At 33.0% G+C, this 18,013-nt stretch carries 16 protein-coding genes; 9 read left to right on the top strand and 7 right to left on the bottom strand.

All coding sequences use genetic code 11. The features are described from left to right. Positions 1-65: 65 nt before the first annotated feature. From BUR17_RS15920 to BUR17_RS15900, 4 genes are all read left to right on the top strand, one after another. Positions 66-1,403, top strand: coding sequence for an Nramp family divalent metal transporter (locus BUR17_RS15920; protein WP_074231590.1), 1,338 nt, complete (start codon positions 66-68; stop codon positions 1,401-1,403). Positions 1,404-1,858: 455 nt separating this feature from the next. Continuing rightward, positions 1,859-2,395 (top strand): nucleotide exchange factor GrpE, encoded by a 537-nt coding sequence (locus BUR17_RS15910; protein ID WP_074231587.1) that lies wholly within the window; start codon positions 1,859-1,861, stop codon positions 2,393-2,395. Positions 2,396-2,466: 71 nt separating this feature from the next. Further along, positions 2,467-3,585 carry a molecular chaperone DnaJ gene (gene dnaJ / locus BUR17_RS15905; RefSeq protein WP_074231585.1) on the top strand — a complete coding sequence of 373 codons (1,119 nt, stop codon included), beginning with the start codon at positions 2,467-2,469 and terminating at the stop codon, positions 3,583-3,585. Between the two features lie 105 nt (positions 3,586-3,690). After that, the gene (locus BUR17_RS15900; protein WP_074231583.1) at positions 3,691-4,041 is read left to right on the top strand and encodes a prevent-host-death protein; all 351 of its coding nucleotides are present in this window, start codon (positions 3,691-3,693) and stop codon (positions 4,039-4,041) included. Positions 4,042-4,102: 61 nt separating this feature from the next. On the opposite strand, the gene BUR17_RS15895 is transcribed toward BUR17_RS15900, so the two are convergent. Beyond that, positions 4,103-5,020: an acyltransferase family protein gene (locus BUR17_RS15895; RefSeq protein WP_074231581.1), complete on the bottom strand. Its 918-nt coding sequence runs from the start codon at positions 5,018-5,020 to the stop codon at positions 4,103-4,105. A 171-nt stretch (positions 5,021-5,191) separates the two neighbouring features. Here BUR17_RS15895 and BUR17_RS15890 point away from each other — a divergent pair, with 171 nt between their 5' ends. Beyond that, entirely contained in the window at positions 5,192-6,151 is a 960-nt protein-coding gene (locus BUR17_RS15890; protein ID WP_074231578.1) for an alpha/beta fold hydrolase, read from the top strand. A 56-nt stretch (positions 6,152-6,207) separates the two neighbouring features. On the opposite strand, the gene BUR17_RS15885 is transcribed toward BUR17_RS15890, so the two are convergent. Then, positions 6,208-7,113, bottom strand: a complete 906-nt coding sequence (locus BUR17_RS15885) for a DUF808 family protein (protein WP_074231576.1) — start codon at positions 7,111-7,113, stop codon at positions 6,208-6,210. 176 nt (positions 7,114-7,289) lie between these two features. On the opposite strand from BUR17_RS15885, the gene BUR17_RS15880 reads away from it, so the two are divergent. Both BUR17_RS15880 and BUR17_RS15875 read left to right on the top strand, forming a co-directional pair. After that, positions 7,290-7,841 carry a hypothetical protein gene (locus BUR17_RS15880; protein ID WP_143747608.1) on the top strand — a complete coding sequence of 184 codons (552 nt, stop codon included), beginning with the start codon at positions 7,290-7,292 and terminating at the stop codon, positions 7,839-7,841. Between the two features lie 34 nt (positions 7,842-7,875). Then, complete coding sequence (locus BUR17_RS15875; protein ID WP_074231572.1) at positions 7,876-8,736, top strand: alpha/beta hydrolase; 861 nt, start codon at positions 7,876-7,878, stop codon at positions 8,734-8,736. Between the two features lie 241 nt (positions 8,737-8,977). On the opposite strand, the gene BUR17_RS15870 is transcribed toward BUR17_RS15875, so the two are convergent. The 4 genes from BUR17_RS15870 to BUR17_RS15855 form a co-directional block, all read right to left on the bottom strand. Beyond that, the gene (locus BUR17_RS15870; RefSeq protein ID WP_074231570.1) at positions 8,978-9,694 is read right to left on the bottom strand and encodes a DedA family protein; all 717 of its coding nucleotides are present in this window, start codon (positions 9,692-9,694) and stop codon (positions 8,978-8,980) included. A gap of 87 nt (positions 9,695-9,781) precedes the next feature. Further along, positions 9,782-10,894, bottom strand: coding sequence for a peptide chain release factor 2 (gene prfB / locus BUR17_RS15865; protein ID WP_074231568.1), 1,113 nt, complete (start codon positions 10,892-10,894; stop codon positions 9,782-9,784). Positions 10,895-11,354: 460 nt separating this feature from the next. Beyond that, entirely contained in the window at positions 11,355-12,314 is a 960-nt protein-coding gene (locus BUR17_RS15860; protein ID WP_074231565.1) for a T9SS type A sorting domain-containing protein, read from the bottom strand. 419 nt (positions 12,315-12,733) lie between these two features. Beyond that, positions 12,734-14,089 (bottom strand): AAA family ATPase, encoded by a 1,356-nt coding sequence (locus BUR17_RS15855; RefSeq protein WP_074231563.1) that lies wholly within the window; start codon positions 14,087-14,089, stop codon positions 12,734-12,736. Positions 14,090-14,292: 203 nt separating this feature from the next. Here BUR17_RS15855 and BUR17_RS15850 point away from each other — a divergent pair, with 203 nt between their 5' ends. Beyond that, entirely contained in the window at positions 14,293-15,195 is a 903-nt protein-coding gene (locus BUR17_RS15850; RefSeq protein ID WP_074231560.1) for an ABC transporter ATP-binding protein, read from the top strand. A 2-nt stretch (positions 15,196-15,197) separates the two neighbouring features. Further along, positions 15,198-16,043: an ABC transporter permease gene (locus BUR17_RS15845; RefSeq protein ID WP_074231558.1), complete on the top strand. Its 846-nt coding sequence runs from the start codon at positions 15,198-15,200 to the stop codon at positions 16,041-16,043. Positions 16,044-16,283: 240 nt separating this feature from the next. On the opposite strand, the gene pruA is transcribed toward BUR17_RS15845, so the two are convergent. Further along, positions 16,284-17,909, bottom strand: coding sequence for an L-glutamate gamma-semialdehyde dehydrogenase (gene pruA / locus BUR17_RS15840; protein ID WP_074231555.1), 1,626 nt, complete (start codon positions 17,907-17,909; stop codon positions 16,284-16,286). Positions 17,910-18,013: the final 104 nt, after the last annotated feature.

Genomic DNA, 18,013 nt, shown 5'->3' with positions numbered 1-18,013 from the left:
ATTTTTTTATGAGAACTTTATGTTCATTTCATTTATTTAATTAAATTTGTTAGTCATTTCTAACAATGACTGAATTCAATATGAAAAACGCTTGGCGAAAAGATAAAACATCCCATTCATTACCAGAGGTATTCTCTTCTATTTCTATTCCTAAAAAATCAGGGTTTTGGAGGAAATATCTTGCCTTTGCAGGTCCTGGATTGATGGTTGCAGTAGGATATATGGATCCGGGAAACTGGGCAACCGACATTGCAGGTGGATCACAGTTTGGGTACACTCTACTTTCTGTAATTCTTATTTCTAATATTTTCGCGATGATTTTGCAGCATTTGTCGGTAAAACTAGGAGTTGTTGCCGAAAGAGATTTAGCACAGGCTTGTAGGGATCATTTTAAACCGACTACCAATTTCATTCTTTGGGTATTTTGTGAAATTGCCATCGCCGCCTGTGATTTAGCTGAAGTTATCGGTTCAGCAATTGCCTTAAATTTATTATTTGGAATTCCTCTGACTTGGGGAATTGTGATTACCACAATTGATGTGTTAATTATTTTGCTGCTTCAGGCAAAAGGTTTCCGTTGGATAGAAAGTATTGTTGCGGGTTTAATGTTTATTATTCTGGTTTGTTTCGGGTATGAAATTATTATTTCGAAACCTGAAATAAATGCGATTTTAGGAGGATTAGTTCCACAAAAAGAAATCATCACCAATCCGGCAATGCTATACATCGGAATAGGAATTTTGGGTGCAACCGTAATGCCCCACAATTTGTATTTACACAGCAGTATTGTACAAACTCGCGATTATACAAGAGACAGGGAAGGAAAAAAAGAAGCAATAAAATTTGCAACTTTAGACAGTACAGTTTCTTTACTGCTCGCTTTTTTCATAAACGCAGCCATTTTAATTTTAGCTGCAGCAACTTTTCATACCACAGGAAATGAACATGTTGCCGATATTCATGATGCCTATAAAATGTTAACTCCTATTTTAGGTGCTTCTATGGCAAGTATTGCTTTTGCAATTGCACTTTTAGCTTCCGGACAAAATTCAACATTAACCGGAACTCTTGCCGGACAAATTGTAATGGAAGGATTTTTAAATATCAGATTAAAACCTTGGTTGAGAAGATTAATTACACGACTGATCGCAGTAATTCCGGCATTAATTGTAACCATTATTTATGGAGAACACGGAACAACAGATCTTTTGGTTTTAAGCCAGGTTATTTTGTCGATGCAGTTAAGTTTTGCGGTGGTTCCTTTGGTGATTTTCACCAATGATAAAGCAAAAATGGGCGAATTTGTTAATAAACCATTCTTAAAAATCTGTGTCTGGTTTATTTCTGTTGTTATTATTATTCTGAATCTTTATCTTTTGTATCAAACATTTTTCGGAGAATAGTTATTAATTTTTTAGAAATTGTTTGACTCTCGTCGATTGTTTTTGAAGCAATTTCCGCTTTCCGCACTCGCTGTTTTTTTGTTTTTGGTTGCGGCGGCTTTGCCGCCGCAACCAAAAACAAAAAAACGAGCTCAAACAATTGCTGTAATCGGGGCTAGGAAATAGGGTTGTAAACATTTAAAATACAGCATTTCAATCATAGAATTATTTTAAAACTCACTTTATTTAACCACCCCGACAAAAATTTCTTTGAAATTTTCGCCACCCCTCCAAAGGAGGGGAATTAACAGACCAGCATTAGAACTAAAAAAGAATATTCAATAACACAATAATCAACCATCCATTAATAACTAATAACCAACAACTATCAAACACCAACTAAACTCTGCCTAAATGTCATTCTTTTTTCTTTGGCAGAATGTTTGTGAAACAACAATGTAAAAAGTTATTGAAATATGGAAAATCAGGATATCAACGAAGAAAATATCAATAATCACGAAGAAAATATCACGCAGACTGAAGAAACAGTTGAAGAAAATGTGACAGAAATGCCTACTGCAGAAGAACTTTTGGCAGTAGAAAAAGACCGTTACATCAGACTGTACGCTGAGTTTGAAAACTATAAAAAAAGAACATCAAAAGAGAAAATGGAATTTTTCACTTACGCCAACCAAGAAATGATGGTTTCTATGTTGGGTATTTTGGATGATTTTGAAAGAGCTTTAAAAGAAATTGCCAAAAATGGTAATGAAGCAGATCTTCAGGGTGTTGAATTGATTTACAACAAGTTTAAAAACAAGCTTACCGAAAAAGGTTTAAAGGTAATGGAAGTAAGAGCCGGAGACAGCTTTAATGTAGATTTCCACGAGGCAATTACTCAAATCCCTGCGCCTTCTGAAGATTTGAAAGGTAAAATTGTAGACGTTATCGAAACAGGATATACTTTAGGAGATAAAGTGATTCGTTTTGCAAAAGTTGTAACAGGAAACTAAAACATAAGCGATAAGTAATTGGTAATAAGCAATATTATCAATTACTTATTACTAATTACTCATATTAAAAGATGTCAAAAAGAGATTATTACGAGGTTCTTGAGGTCAGCAAATCTGCGAGTGCCGACGAAATAAAGAAAGCATACCGAAAAATGGCCATTAAATATCACCCAGATAAAAATCCAGGTGATAAAGATGCTGAAGATAAATTTAAAGAAGCTGCAGAAGCTTACGAAGTTTTAAGCGACGATAACAAAAAAGCGCGCTACGACCAATACGGACACGCCGGAGTAGGTGGTGCCGGTGGTTTTGGCGGAGGTGGCTTCGGTGGCGGTATGAACATGGAAGATATTTTCAGCCAGTTTGGAGATATTTTTGGTGGCGGCGGTTTCGGAGGATTTGGTGGCGGCGGTGGTCGTCAACAGGTTAAAGGTTCTAATTTAAGAATCAGAATCAAGCTGAATCTTGAAGAGATGGTGAACGGAACCCAAAAAACTCTTAAAGTAAAAAAAATGAAGATGGCAGAAGGAGCCACTTCAAAAACCTGTCCTACTTGTAACGGAGCCGGAGTTCAGATGAAGGTGATGAACACGATGTTCGGGCAAATGCAAACGCAAACCACTTGTGGAACTTGTCAGGGAATCGGTAAAGTTGCCGATAAAATTCCTGCAGGAGCCAATGCACAAGGTTTAATAAAAGATGAAGAAGAAATTACCATCAACATTCCTGCAGGAGCAAGAGACGGCATCCAGCTGAATGTAAGAGGGAAAGGAAATGATGCGCCATTTGGCGGTATTCCTGGAGATCTTTTGGTAATTGTAGAAGAAGAAGTAGACAACACAATCAAAAGAGAAGGTGACAATCTTCACCAGGAATTATATGTTTCTTTTGCAGAAGCTGCTTTGGGAACTAAAAAAGAAATCCCTACCGTTGGTGGAAAAGTAAAAATTACCGTTGATCCTGGAACACAATCTGGAAAAATTTTAAGATTAGCCGGAAAAGGTTTACCGAGTATCGACAGTTATGGTAAAGGAGATATGTTTATTCACATCAATGTCTGGACACCGCAAAAATTGACCAAAGACCAAAAAGACTTTTTCGAGAAACAGATGAGCAGCGGAGAAATGGTAGCAGAGCCGTCTGGAAAAGAAAAAACTTTCTTCGATAAAGTAAAAGATTTATTCAACTAAAAAAAATTTAAAAAGGGGCTTTTTAAAGTCTCTTTTATTTTTAAATTTACATCAATATTTAATTTGATATATTCCTTGTAAAAAGGATATTGTAAAAAACCTCTCATGAACTACAAGCTTGAACTTCGCACACCAGATTCTCAACCTAAACTAATTTTCCATGCTATTACTTTTGATGCATTCAAAGTAAATATTGTGGAGAGATATGGTGGCGTAAAACCAATATTATGCGATGTTTTATTCAGAGTAAGAACTCTAGATGATCAGATTATCAAAAGAAAAGACGGGCACGTAAAAATCAGAATTAAAGATGAAGAGCTTGAAACGTATCTGAGATTAATAAAAGTTTTTAAATCTTACGATTATAAAAACCGACTCATCAGCAGAAGAGATGCCGAACAAGATTTCGTACATTTCATTTTGAGAATGGTTATTATCAATTACGAAATGAACTAATTTATACGAAGACAACGATATATTTCGTTGTCTTTTTTTATTTTAATACTTGGGATAAAGCTTAAAGTAAATACTTCAATTTCTTATTAAGATAGACCAAACCAAGGCTTACAGGAATTAAAATTGCTAAAAAAATCAAGATTTTAAAAGACTCAATCTCTTTATAAAAATCAGATTTCATGATTAGCGGATGTACAACATATATTGCTGTAGAAAAACTGGCTAAAATTTTTGAGGTAGTTTTAATATATATTTTCTGACAATACAAAAACAGCAACGGGCTTGCAAAAATCAATGAAAATAATATATCTGTGCTTTCGCTACTGATATATTTATAATTGAAAAAAGATTCAGCAATTACACATAAAATTGATAAAATAACCAACAGAGACGAGTTTTTATATGTTGAAAGATCAATTTGATGTTTGTTAATCAAAAAACCAACCGTTAAAAACGGGAAGCATACAAAAAGAAAATTCCGGTAAAGCAGATAATCATTCAAAAGTGAATCTGATTCAGCGTTTAAATAATGTAGATTTCCTAAAACCTGAACAATATAGCCGAGAAAGAATAAAAACATCGCCAAAGCAATCAGTATTCGTGAGTTTTGGTTCCTAAGAGAATAAAGAATCAGTCCTGAAAAACAGGTTCCTATCAAATACCATAAATGATGATATCCGAAAACGATTGTCAGTAAAATTTCATCATTATCTTTCCAGTAAGAAATATAAATCAACATCCAGATTGCATAGAGCAGAAACGTTCTGAAAAGCCATTTCCTGAGTTTTTTTGTAGTGTCGATATGAAAGAAATAAAATCCGGTAATGACTAAAAAAACGGGAACTGCAATTCTAAAAAGTCCGTTTACTAAAATATAGCTCAGCAAAGGATAGGTTTCTTTCAAAAAATTCATGTGCAGAAACACGACAAAAAATGCCAGTATGATTTTTAAAACATCAATTGATAAATTTCTACCCATAATTAAATAAAATCAAACCGTTTTTGAAGATTCATATTTTTGCAAAAGTAAATATTTAAAATTGATTATTAAGGCAAATAATTCTTCTGCTCATTTTAGCAATAAATAGAAAAAAGCATAACAATTCATATTATTCAGATATATTTGAAAGTATTTTATTTGTAAATAATTATGAAATTTAAATATAAAGCCCTACTCGTTTTCAACACACTTTTTATAATTTTCACACACGCTCAACAGCTTAAAAACGGAAATTTCACAGAAAAAATTGATGGTATCAACATCAATTATACTATTAAAGGAAACGGTCCGGTAATGCTTGTTGGACATCCGAATTCAGGGAAAATAGGTTATGAATTAACTTTACAACCATTAGAAAAACAATTCACTTTGGTTTCTTATGATTCACGCGGAACCGGAAAATCTGATGCTCCAACTAAAATAGAAGATTACAGTCTTGAAAAAAGTGTTGTGGAAATTGAAGAATTAAGAAAGAAACTCAATACCGATAAGATTTGGTTTTTTGCCCATTCTGATCAAAGCGGAATTGCCATGCTTTATAGTTTAAAATATCCAAACCATGTTGAAGGAATGATCTTAACAGGAACTTCTTTAGTTGCATCTCCGGAAGATGTTTACAACCGAAGAAAAGAATCGGAAAACAAAAGAATAAAAGAATCTGAATGGTTTTCGCAAGTCGTAAAAGACTGGGATTATATGTATACCAACAAAACTGAAAAAGCTCCGGACGGAAGAGATTTATCAGAAGCTTCCCTAAAATGGTGGTGTTATGATGAAGAATCTTCACAAAAAGTAATTCCGATTATGAAAGAAATCTCAAAAGCAGGAAGAAGAAAACCAGTGAACGGGCAAATGCCACAAACTGAAAAAATGCTCGAATATTACTATAATCAACAGAAAAAATTCTCGCAGATCAAAACAAAAATTTTAATTCTCAATGGCAAAGCAGACACCAATAATTTACCCGAATTTGCTGAACAGCTACACAAAACATTACCCAATTCTAAATTGGTTTTCGTAGAAAAAGCAGGGCATTTTCCTTGGGTAGAAAACGCTTCGCAAAGTTTTTCTGAAATAGAAAAATGGTTGAAGGAAGTAAACTTTAGATAAAATAAAAATCCTGCTCAAAAAAATTGAAGCAGGATTTTTTTATTAAGATCTAACAATTATTTCTTTGTTGCTAATGTATAAATTTTCTTTCCTCCGGTAATTAAAAACAGGGCAATCAATCCGCCTGCTAAACCGAAAAGTACCTGTTTTAACATTTCGCTCCAAGTTGGTAATGCATGATGCAAATAATCAATATTATGATCAAAAATTCCGCCTGCAACCAAGATCAATGCGATAGTTCCGATGATTCCTAAAGCTTTGATAACCCAAGGAAGTGCTTTTACAAGCAAATGTCCTAGTTTACCAAAAAAACCTTTGTCATTACTTTTTTTAATTAATTTGAAACCAGCATCATCCATTCTTACGATCAAAGCCACAATTCCGTAAACACCAACAGTTGCAATAATCGAAACGATAGAAACCGTAACAATTTCTACAAGAAACGGATCAAATTGCGATTTAAGTGCATGATAACCATCTTTTGCAGCGGCTAATGCTATAATAACAATCTCAAGAGACAAAATAAAATCAGTGGTAACTGCAGATTTCACTTTAGCTTTTTCTACCGCCTCACCGTCTTCTTCAACATCCTGGGCTTCTTCGATTACTTCGTGTCCTTTTTTCTCTCTGTGAAATAAAAATTCTACAATTTTTTCGACACCTTCATAGGCTAAATAAAATCCACCAATAATTAAGATAATTTTAATTGCGGGCGAATACAGCCATTCAAGAAGGAAAACAAAAGGAACAATAATCAGTTTATTGATAAATGAGCCTTTCATAATTTTCATCAATACAGGAATTTCCCTTGAAGAAAGGAAACCTGTGGCTTTTTCTGCGTTTACCGCCAAATCGTCGCCCAAGATACCTGCTGTTTTTTGGGTTGCAATTTTACTTGTTACAGCAACATCATCCATCAAAGCAGCGATATCATCTAAAATCGCAAAAAAACCAGACGCCATAGTATTTTAATATTTTTTTAATAAGTGTTAAGTCTTACAAAAATATAGATTTTAATTGGGATTATTACCGCTTTTAATAAAGATTAATCAATAGGATTATTAATTGAAATACTTCTGATTTTAAATTCATATATTTAAAATACAATATAATTTTTAACTCTCAGATGAAAACTAAAATGACTTTAGAGAACTTAAGTAAATTTTCAATTCCACTTTCAGACCACCCTCTAAAATGGAAATTTGAAAGCGAAGATACTGATGAATTATTTAATGAATTTGAAGATCAAATTATTGCTTTAAATTCTGAAGCATCAAAATTTTTATGGAACTTTGAATCTACACAAAGATATCTGCATTCACTACAGGATTTAGAAAAACACTTTAATCAATACAACGAACTATCTTTCAAAGAAAATGAAAATAAGAAAGTTAAAAATTGGCTCTATCACAAAGATATTCCATTTAATCAGAAAGTATTTTGGTCGCATCAACCTGACACTGCATTCATTTTAACTTGGAAAATGGTCATTAAATTTTCTGAAAATTTATTTTTTTCAAGTGATGAAATAATTTGGGACAAGACATTAAATTGGGTATTAATTTGTGATCATAATGATATTATTTATTTTGCACAAAACAGAATTTTTAATGCCGACAAGCATAGTGAAGAAAAAATACAAATAAAAAATGCAATTGATGAAATTAATAAGAAGAATGCTAATCATTAAGTTTATTAAAAAATTATTTCATTAATTTTACTCTATGAAAAAGCTGATTCTCAATTACCATTTCTTTGTTTTAGGATTAATTGCTTTGATATTAAATTCATGCAATTCTAAATTCAGAGTTTGGGTGGGAAAAGACAGTCAGAAAATTTATAATCTGAAATATGGTGAACACAAACGCCAGAAAATGGATGTTTTTCTTCCCGCAGATTATCCGCAAGATTCTCCCGTCATTTTAATTGTTCACGGCGGTGCATGGAAATACGGCAGAAAAGAACACATGATTCAAATTCAGAAAATGCTTTTTGAAAATAATATTCCAAGCATTAATATGAATTACCGCCTGGTTTCAAAACATCTCACCTACAGAGAGCAGCTGGAAGATATTAATTCTGTGATCGAAAAATTCAATGCGCTTTCAGAAAAAGCAGAACTTCGTCCGAACAATTATATTCTTTTGGGAGAAAGTGCAGGAGGACATTTAGCACTGCTTTATGGTTATCAAAATCCTGATAAAATCAAGAAAATTATTTCTCTCAGCGGACCGACAGATTTTTATTCTCATGATTATTTAAAATCATTTTATTCAAAATATACTTCAGGAAGTATTCAAAAAGTAGTGGGAACTAAATTTAACCGTAAAAACTTGTCTGAAGATTTTCAAAAAGCAAGTCCGATAGCGAATGTGACAAATGTTCCGACGCTTTTATTTCAGGGAAATCAGGATTTTTTGGTGAATCAGAAACAAGGTTTAGCTTTAGATTCTGTATTAACGAAAATGGATATTCCGCATAAACTGGTTTTTATGGATAAAACCGGTCACGCACCGAGATTTTTTAACAAGAAAAAAAGAGACAGCATTATTTATCCTAATATTCTGGAATGGATTAGGAATTAAAATTCAATTCTTTTTTAATCATTTCTTTTGATTCTTTTGTGGCTAAAATAAATATCATGTACCAAAATCTTATATAATTATTTCTTTTTATCTCGCTGATTATGCAGGTTTCGATGATAATTTGTGTTGAAAATCTGCCTAATTTGTAGAATCTTTACGCTAAAAAATGATACTAAGCTTTTTAGAAGCAAAAAAATAACCTACAATTTTGTTGCAGGTTATTTCTATATTTTTAAATTGATTATTTTTCTTTATCAATCAAATCTTCCAAAACTTCATCTTCCAGTTTCGGATTTCCTTTTGGTGCTCCAAACATAAATTTCAGAACCACAGGAACAGTTGTAATCAAAACAATTACAATAATAATAAACTCTAGTTTTTCTTTCAGGTTGATACCAAACTGATCAAGGAATAACTTATCCAAGTAATGTCCTGCAAAAATTAAACTGAAAGACCAAAGAATACCTCCGATAATATTATCACGAAGGAAAGCTTTCTTATCCATCTTCACAATTCCTGCTACAATTGGCATAAAAGTTCTTACTACCGGTAAAAATCTTGCCATGATAATTGCTAAAGCTCCGTTTTTTTCAAAAAAATCGTGTGCCTGATAAAGATACTTTTTCTTGAAAAGCATCGTGTCTTTTTTCTTGTATAAAGCAGGACCGGTTTTGCTTCCGAACCAATACCCTACCTGATTACCCACAATCGCAGCAAAAGCGACTGCACTTGCCAAAATGGTGGTATCTAAAAAGTCACTTCCTGTAGAACCAAATGTTTTAGAAATAATGTCTACCGCATAAATCCCTGAAACAAAAAGCAGTGAATCTCCCGGAAGGAAAAACCCTACAAATAAACCTGTTTCGGCAAATATGATAAACAATATTACCCAAAACCCACCCATGTTGATATAAAACTCGGGGTTTAATAAATCTCTCCAGCTATTGAATTCTTCCATATGTAATGATGATGAACAAAAATAAGCTTAATAAAATTATGCTGAAAATATATTAGCATATTTTAACAAAAATGTAAACATGATTTTTTATAGGTCTAAATCGTCGTCTGAAACCGCCGTTCCATCGGCCATCAGAAACGCTTTAAGGAATGGCGTTAGATTTCCGTTCATCACGGCATCAACATCTGAAGTCTCATGACCGGAGCGTACATCTTTCACCAATTTATAAGGATGCATCACATAATTTCGGATCTGACTTCCCCACTCGATTTTCATTTTGTTGGCTTCAATTTCGTTTCGAGCTTTCAGACGTTCCTCCAATTCCATTTCATAAAGTCTTGATTTCAAAAGCTGCATTGCTTTTTCTTTATTCTGAAGCTGAGACCGAGATTCTGAGTTTTCGATGATAATTCCTGTCGGTGCATGACGAAGACGAACCGCAGTTTCTACTTTGTTTACGTTTTGTCCACCCGCTCCTGAGCTTCGCATCGTTTCAAATGAAATATCTGCAGGATTGATATTGATTTCAATCGTATCATCCACCAACGGATAAACATAAACAGAAACAAAACTTGTATGACGTTTAGCATTAGAATCAAAAGGAGAAATTCTTACCAGTCTGTGAACACCATTTTCACCTTTAAGATAACCAAAAGCATATTCTCCGTCGATTTCCAAGGTTACGGTTTTCACACCAGCAACTTCACCTTCCTGAAAGTTCAGTTCTTTTATTTTATAGCCCTGTTTTTCCGCCCACATATTATACATCCTCATCAACATTGCAGCCCAGTCGCAACTTTCGGTTCCACCCGCTCCTGCAGTAATTTGAAGAACAGCAGAAAGCTCATCACCTTCGTTAGAAAGCATGTTTTTAAACTCCAGATTTTCTATTTTCTCTAATAATTGAGGGAAAGATTCATCTAATTCTTTTTCAGAATCAGGGTCTTCTTTAGCAAACTCAAGCAAAACCTGAAGATCCTCAAACTGAGTATTGATCTCTTCATATTCTTCTACCCACTTTTTCTTGGAACGAAGCTGCTTCAGGAAAACCTCAGCAGTTTTGGGGTTATCCCAAAATTCCGGAGCTGCCGTTTTTTCGTCATCATTAGAAATCTCTATCTTCTTTTTATCAATTTGAAGATATTTATGAAGGTCTTCAATTCTAGATTGAATTTCTTTTATCTGGTCGTTATTAATCAAAACTAAAAAATTTGAAAAGCAAATTTACGGATAAAATCACGAGTTTTGGTAATGTTAAAAAAGTAATTAAAAGTTTGAAAATTGAGCTTGAAAGGCATTAAGATTTAATATAAAATTCAAAAAATTTTCATTGAAAAACTTGTTTAGACTTTTTATTTAACCACAAAAGGAACAAAAGATTTAGATATTTCTATTTAAAGTTAATGAGTATAAAGAAAAAAGCGCACAAAAACCTTAAAAAAATCTTTGATTTTTTATTCTTTTGAGAACTTTGATTATCTAATAATAGCTCAATAATTGTCTTTTGTTTCTTTTGTGGTTAAAGTTAAAATTATTTTAAACCGACTTAATATAACTATTAATTTATAAAAGCAAAAACAAGCCGATTAATTAAAACCGGCTTGTTCCACAATGATTTTCGTGTAAATTATATAATAATCAAAGTGAAAAAAACTCCAAATTAATGTTTAACAACTTTCTGAGAAGTTGAAGTTCCATTCTTATTTTTAAGAACAAGAATGTAGTTTCCTTTATCTAAAAATGAAAGGTCTAATTTTAATTCTGGCTGAATATTTCTTTTTACAGTCTTACCTGAAAAATCTAAAACGTCGATGGAAACTAAATCTGAAATATCTGCTAAATTTAATTCATTCGAAAAAGGATTTGGATAAACTGATTTGTCTTTAGCTTTTTTAACATCAGAAACAGAAAGCTGTGCAACCTGTGCGGAAATCCCAAATACATTAATGACCGTTACCGCTGTAGAAGTTTTTTTGAAAGTAACAGATGTTATTATTTTAGATTGATTGGCAACATTAATTGCTAAAGGAATCTGATAAATTCTGGGGTTCGTTCCACCACCTGCATCTAAAGCATTGGAAGCTCTGTTAATTCTCCCGATTCCCTGAATTGCAGCACTTGTCCCGTCATACCAATCCTGAAAATTAACCGCCGAGAAAACCTGGGTTGTAGCATCCTGGAAGTTTATTGTTATCTCTCCTGTTGAAGGACCACTTCCACTTACAGCAAGAACATACAGAATATTCGCAGCTTTTGGCGTTGCTAAAGTGAGCGTACCAATATCATTTGCATTGGGAAGTCTTAAAGAATTATTTGCAGAGTAAGAAGCGAGTTGATAAGTTAATCCGCTGGTTGTAGAAACTGCGGAAGTAATCAAACCACTTTCCGGCAAGCCATACGTTAAAGCCGAAGCCGAAGAATTTACTTTAAAATCTCTCGACATATAAGCAAAATTATCGGTGTCTTTATCTAAGCTCATCGTTGTAGAATTCAAAGACGGGCCAACTCCGTTTGCAATCACATCTGCATTAAATCCTGAAACCGCTAATGTTTGATAAGTCTGTGCATTTAACTGAGCCAAAGTTAGAATTACACCAAGAGAAAGTAGTTTTCTTTTCATAGTTTTTATATTTAATGTTGATTAACTTTTTTGATAGATCTAAGTTTTCGTTAGAATCAAAACCTCAACAAATATATTAGATGACCTTTGAAAAGTGCTACTCTATGCACTGAAAGTACATACTCAACACATACTCACCGCTTATAGAATTGCTTAAAAACTAATATTTCAAATAATTTTAATTATTTATAACAACAAAACACAAAAATAAAAATGACAATCTCATTAATTAAACAAACACTATGAATAATTTATAAACCTAAAAAGTAATGATTTAAAAATATTTACACTCTCAAAAAAACCAATTGAAAATGAAAAAAACTGAACTCAAAAAATATTCACATTTAAAGCAAAAAATCCATCACTATTTTTTCGAAATCAAACAGTGATGGAAGTTTATAAATTTTACTAAATTAAAATTACTTTTCTTTTTTATCTTCATCATTATGCATAAAACCAATTTCTCTTCTTGGTTCTTCCACCGTTTGATAGGTTTCCAGTTCAGCTTTTAGCGAGTGAATTCTCATCTGGAAATCATCAAGATTATTGATAATCACATCATTTAAAAACTGGGCAATCTGATTGAGATATTCTTCCGTTAATTTTGCTGCAGCATCACGTAAAGCACCGTTGAGAAGAGTTTCATCAATTTTTAGTTTTTCATCTTTTGTTCTCTGATAACGGTTTTTAATTCTCTTCTTTAAACTTTGAGTAAAATCGATAAGCATTGTATTGCTGAAAACCTTCATTTTTGCAACCGTTTCTGTCCAGAAAGGAATTTTATCTGCTTTATTATTTTTAAGAATTTTGAAAAGCAGAGAATCTTTATCCAGATTTTTGGTCATTGAATAGAGAATGATTTCTGACCTTTCCGCTGCATTTGGTGGAAATATCGGAACTAAAACATCAAATCTTCCGGGTGCAAGAATTTCTTCATTAATATCAACAACAGAATTGGCAGAACCCACCATCAAAACCCCTTCACTTTCAAATTTTGAAACGTGATGAAGAATGATTTCCTGAGTTTCGAGATTGCAGGAAGCCACATTATTTTCAGCATTTCTTTCCATCATAATTTCATCAAAATCATCAAGGAATAGCAACACTCTATCTTCGTTCATCATCGATACCAAAAAATCATTGAAATTGGTTTGATTTCCGTCAATAAATGAAGTACCGAGGTAATGTTTTTTAACTTCTTTAAATTTATAATTAATGATTTCGGCAATTTTATTCGCCCAAAATATTTTTCCGCTTCCGGGAGGTCCATACAAAATAATTCCTGCAGGCTTATGAATTCCCCAGTCTTTGGTTTGTTGAGGATTTAAAAACGGCTCCAAAACATCTGAAATATAAAAGAAAAGATCTCTGTAACCTATAAAATCTCTTTGCTGAAGCTTGGTTTTATTTCCAAAATAATTGTAGACAAACTTATAATTTCCGCCTAATTTCTGATCAATTCCATAACTAGAAATCGAAGAGCGAAACAATCCGTTATCAAAAATATTTGACGGATTTTCTTCAATGGCTTTTTCTATTTTTTCTTTAGGCTGATTGATGGTTTCTGCAATTTGCTCAACGGTTTTATTTTCATCCAAATCCTTTTCATATAATTTTAAAAAATCTACATTTTCACGGGCAAATTTTTCAAAATCTTCTTTCACTTCAAATTGAGTAGAAATACAGTCTATCAAATCAAGATCAAAATCCTGAATAAACTGTTTGATGGCTTCTGCAGAAACCTTTAATTCTTTTGCAAGTTCAATTAACTTCATACAAACATCTTTAAATCAAATTTAATGAAAAAAATTGGTTGTTGGTTGTTAGTTATTGGTTGTTAGCTAAAAGTATTCATCATTCATCATTCATCATTCATCATTCATCATTCATCATTCATCATTCATCATTTATATTAAAATTAATCTTCTTTGTAACATTTCACAAAAAAGAGAAACTCATAGTACATACAATATACTACATGGAAAAAATTTTATCAGTAAAGAATCTGACGAAAAAATTCAAAAGAGTCGTAGTCAACAATATTTCTTTTGATGTAGAAAGAGGTAATGTTTACGGTCTTCTCGGTCCCAACGGAAGTGGAAAATCGACAACTTTCGGGATGCTTCTTTCAACCATTAATCCCACAAGTGGCGACTGGTTTTGGTTTGGGCAAAAAGGAACAACTCCTGAAACGCTAAAAAAAATCGGAGCTATTATTGAGCAACCTAACTTCTACCCTTACTTAAGTGCGGAAACCAACCTTAAAATTGTTGCCGAAATCAAAGGAACTCCTTTTTCTAGAATTGATGAAGTTTTAAACACGGTTAAACTTTTAGAAAGAAAAAAAGATGCGTTTAAAACCTTTTCATTGGGGATGAAGCAACGTTTGGCAATTGCTTCTGCTTTGCTCAACAATCCTGAAGTTTTGATTTTGGATGAACCTACAAATGGTTTAGATCCTGAAGGAATTATTCAGATCAGAGAAATTATCGGGACTATTGCAAAACAAGGTATTACCATCATTATTGCGAGTCACCTTTTAGATGAAATCGAAAAGATTTGCAGTCATGTAATTGTTTTAAAAGAAGGTAATGCCATTTATTCGGGAAGAGTGGATGAAATAACCAGCAACCAAGGCTTTTTTGAATTGAAAGCAGATAATAATTCTGCGCTTTTGCACGCTTTGGAAGAACTTCAATGGTTTACTTCAGTTTCTACAGAAGGTGAACTCGTAAAAGCACAGGTTCGTGATGATGCCTCAATTTCTGCATCAACATTAAACCAGAAACTTGCTGAAAAAGGTATTTTCTTGTCGCACCTAGCCAAGAAAAAACAATCGCTTGAAAACCAATTCCTTGAACTTGTAAAAAACACTAATTAATCATGATGAAATTATTAAAATTAGAATATTATAAAAATCTGAATTATACACCATTCAAGGTTTTTACCATTATGTATTTTGCTATTTTAGTTATACTTCTTTGTATAGGTTTGCTTAATTTCGAGCTTTTCGGAAGTCCAATTGATTTAAAAGAACAAGGAATGTATAATTTCCCTGCAATCTGGAATTTTACAACATGGACGGTTGCTTTGCTGAAAATTTTTCTTGGGTTAATCATTGTCTTTTCAATTTGCCAAGAATTCAGCAATAGAATGTTCAAACAAAATACAATCGATGGTTTAAGCAGAGAAGAATTTATTGGTTCTAAATTGTTAACCATAGGTATTTTTACATTTATTTCTACTTTGCTTGTATTTGTAATTACTCTGTTTTTGGGTTTTCAATATTCAAAAACCACAGAGTCATCACTGGTTTATAAAGAAATCTTTTTCATTGGAAATTATTTTTTAAAACTCTTTGCATTCTTTTGCTTTTTAATGTTTTTATCAATTCTGTTAAGAAAATCGATTTTTGTTTTTCTTGCTTTCTTTGTATTGTGGATTGGAGAATGGATTTTAGGAATGATTGAAACTTTCTCAAAGATAAACGGATTAAAAGGACCACAGAGAAATGAGGTACTTCAAAACGACTTTTTCATTAGCAAGCTCTTCCCTTTAGAAAGCATGTCTAATTTAATCCCAAATCCAATATTAAGGCTTGACATGGCAAAAGCGCTCGGTTTAAAATATGAGTTTACTTACCCTACAGAAAGCCTTATTGCTTGTTTAGTTTGGTGTGCTTTATTTATTTTAGGATCTTATTTGATTTTAAAGAAAAGAGACTGGTAAACTTATTTTACATATTATTCAAAATTAAAAGTGATTCAAATGAGTCACTTTTTTTGTTTTACTTAATTATTTAATCGGGCTTTACCCGATGCTTTGATAAATCGTCCTTTCAGGACTCTTTCATTCAAATTATTTAATTTTATATCTGATGCCTTAAAATAAAAAAGCTCCGAAACACAAAGTTCCGAAGCTATATGTATAGAGGCAATAAATTACTCATTGCCAATTACTCATTACTTATTAACCAAGATATGGGTATTTATAATCTTTAGGAGAAACGAAAGTTTCTTTGATAGATCTTACAGAAGTCCATCTTAACAAGTTCATTTTAGAACCAGCTTTATCGTTTGTTCCTGAAGCTCTACCTCCGCCGAAAGGTTGCTGACCAACAACTGCACCGGTTGGTTTGTCGTTGATATAGAAGTTTCCTGAAGCATTTTCTAATGCTTTGAAAGCTTCATTTACAGCATATCTATCTTGTGCAAATACAGAACCCGTCAATGAATAAGGAGAAGAAGAATCAACAACTTTTAAAGTTTCAGACCAGTCTGCATCTTCATAAACGAAAACAGATAAGATAGGGCCAAAGATTTCTTCAACCATACTTTCGTACTGAGAATCTGTAGTTTCGATAACTGTCGGATATACAAACCATCCTTTAGAATCATCAGTTTTTCCTCCAATTACTACGTTTGCTACGTTTGAAGCATTCGCTCTGTCGATATAACCTTTACACTTTTCGAAAGAATTTTTATCGATCACTGCATTCACAAAGTTTGAAGGATCTTCCGGAGAACCTACTTTAATTGAAGCAATTTGAGTTTCCATTACTTTTTTCACATCAGCCCAAAGAGATTTAGGAATATAAGCTCTTGAAGCTGCTGAACATTTTTGTCCTTGATATTCGAAAGAACCTCTTACCAAACCTGTTGCTACAGCTTCTACGTTTGCAGAAGGATGCGCAATTACAAAGTCTTTTCCACCAGTTTCACCAACGATTCTTGGGTACGTTCTGTAGTTGTGAATATTGTCACCAATCATTTTCCACATTCCCTGGAAAACTTTTGTAGAACCTGTAAAATGAAGTCCTGCAAAATCTCTGTGAGCCATTACTTTCTCAGCAGTTTCTTTTCCGTCTGTAAAGATCATGTTAATAACCCCTGCAGGAAGACCCGCTTCGATTAAAACATCCATAATTACTTTTGCAGAATAGATTTGTTTGTCTGAAGGCTTCCAAACCACAACGTTTCCAAGCATTGCCATACAAGTTGGCAAGTTCCCTGAAATTGCTGTAAAGTTGAACGGAGTTACCGCAAAACAGAATCCTTCTAATGGTCTGTACTCTACTCTGTTCCAGATTCCTGCATCAGAAACCGGCTGCTCAGAATACATTTCTGTCATAAATTCTACGTTGAATCTCAAGAAATCGATGAATTCACAAGCTGCATCAATTTCAGTCTGATGAACATTCTTAGACTGTCCGATCATTGTTGCTGCATTGATTACGTCTCTGTAAGGTCCAGCTAAAAGATCAGCTGCTTTTAAGAAAATTGCAGCACGGTGCTCCCAACCTAGGTCATTCCACGCTTTTTTTGCCGCTAAAGCAGTATTGATTGCATCATCTACATGCTGCATAGTTCCTTTGTGATAAAAACCGAAATCATGTGCATGATCTTGTGGAGACTGAAGTTTTACGGTATCACCTGTTTTTACTTCTTTACCATTGATCACCATTGGGATTTCTATCTTTTCTGCCCACATTTTTTTGTAAGTTGCAAGAAGAGATTTTACTTCTGCTGATCCCGGTTCGTAAGAAGTTACCGGCTCATTTACTGCAAATGGTACTTGCGAAATTGCTTTTGACATATGAGTTGTATTGTTTAATTTTTGCTTTTTACAAATTTACAACATTTATAAGGAAAGAAAAAAATTCAAAATCTTTTGGTAAGATAAAGCTGGTTGATTATTAA

The organism is Chryseobacterium scophthalmum, assembly GCF_900143185.1.
Taxonomy (GTDB): Bacteria; Bacteroidota; Bacteroidia; order Flavobacteriales; family Weeksellaceae; genus Chryseobacterium; species Chryseobacterium scophthalmum.
This window is presented reverse-complemented; position numbering and strand designations above follow the sequence as displayed.

Excerpts from the sequence above, each read along its gene's own strand:
- BUR17_RS15920 (WP_074231590.1), top strand. The coding sequence starts at position 66 with ATGACTGAATTCAATATGAAAAACGCTTGGCGAAAAGATAAAACATCC.
- BUR17_RS15910 (WP_074231587.1), top strand. The coding sequence starts at position 1,859 with ATGGAAAATCAGGATATCAACGAAGAAAATATCAATAATCACGAAGAA.
- dnaJ (WP_074231585.1), top strand. The coding sequence starts at position 2,467 with ATGTCAAAAAGAGATTATTACGAGGTTCTTGAGGTCAGCAAATCTGCG.
- BUR17_RS15900 (WP_074231583.1), top strand. The coding sequence starts at position 3,691 with ATGAACTACAAGCTTGAACTTCGCACACCAGATTCTCAACCTAAACTA.
- BUR17_RS15895 (WP_074231581.1), bottom strand. The coding sequence starts at position 5,020 with ATGGGTAGAAATTTATCAATTGATGTTTTAAAAATCATACTGGCATTT.
- BUR17_RS15890 (WP_074231578.1), top strand. The coding sequence starts at position 5,192 with ATGAAATTTAAATATAAAGCCCTACTCGTTTTCAACACACTTTTTATA.
- BUR17_RS15885 (WP_074231576.1), bottom strand. The coding sequence starts at position 7,113 with ATGGCGTCTGGTTTTTTTGCGATTTTAGATGATATCGCTGCTTTGATG.
- BUR17_RS15880 (WP_143747608.1), top strand. The coding sequence starts at position 7,290 with ATGACTTTAGAGAACTTAAGTAAATTTTCAATTCCACTTTCAGACCAC.
- BUR17_RS15875 (WP_074231572.1), top strand. The coding sequence starts at position 7,876 with ATGAAAAAGCTGATTCTCAATTACCATTTCTTTGTTTTAGGATTAATT.
- BUR17_RS15870 (WP_074231570.1), bottom strand. The coding sequence starts at position 9,694 with ATGGAAGAATTCAATAGCTGGAGAGATTTATTAAACCCCGAGTTTTAT.
- BUR17_RS15860 (WP_074231565.1), bottom strand. The coding sequence starts at position 12,314 with ATGAAAAGAAAACTACTTTCTCTTGGTGTAATTCTAACTTTGGCTCAG.
- BUR17_RS15855 (WP_074231563.1), bottom strand. The coding sequence starts at position 14,089 with ATGAAGTTAATTGAACTTGCAAAAGAATTAAAGGTTTCTGCAGAAGCC.
- BUR17_RS15850 (WP_074231560.1), top strand. The coding sequence starts at position 14,293 with ATGGAAAAAATTTTATCAGTAAAGAATCTGACGAAAAAATTCAAAAGA.
- BUR17_RS15845 (WP_074231558.1), top strand. The coding sequence starts at position 15,198 with ATGATGAAATTATTAAAATTAGAATATTATAAAAATCTGAATTATACA.
- pruA (WP_074231555.1), bottom strand. The coding sequence starts at position 17,909 with ATGTCAAAAGCAATTTCGCAAGTACCATTTGCAGTAAATGAGCCGGTA.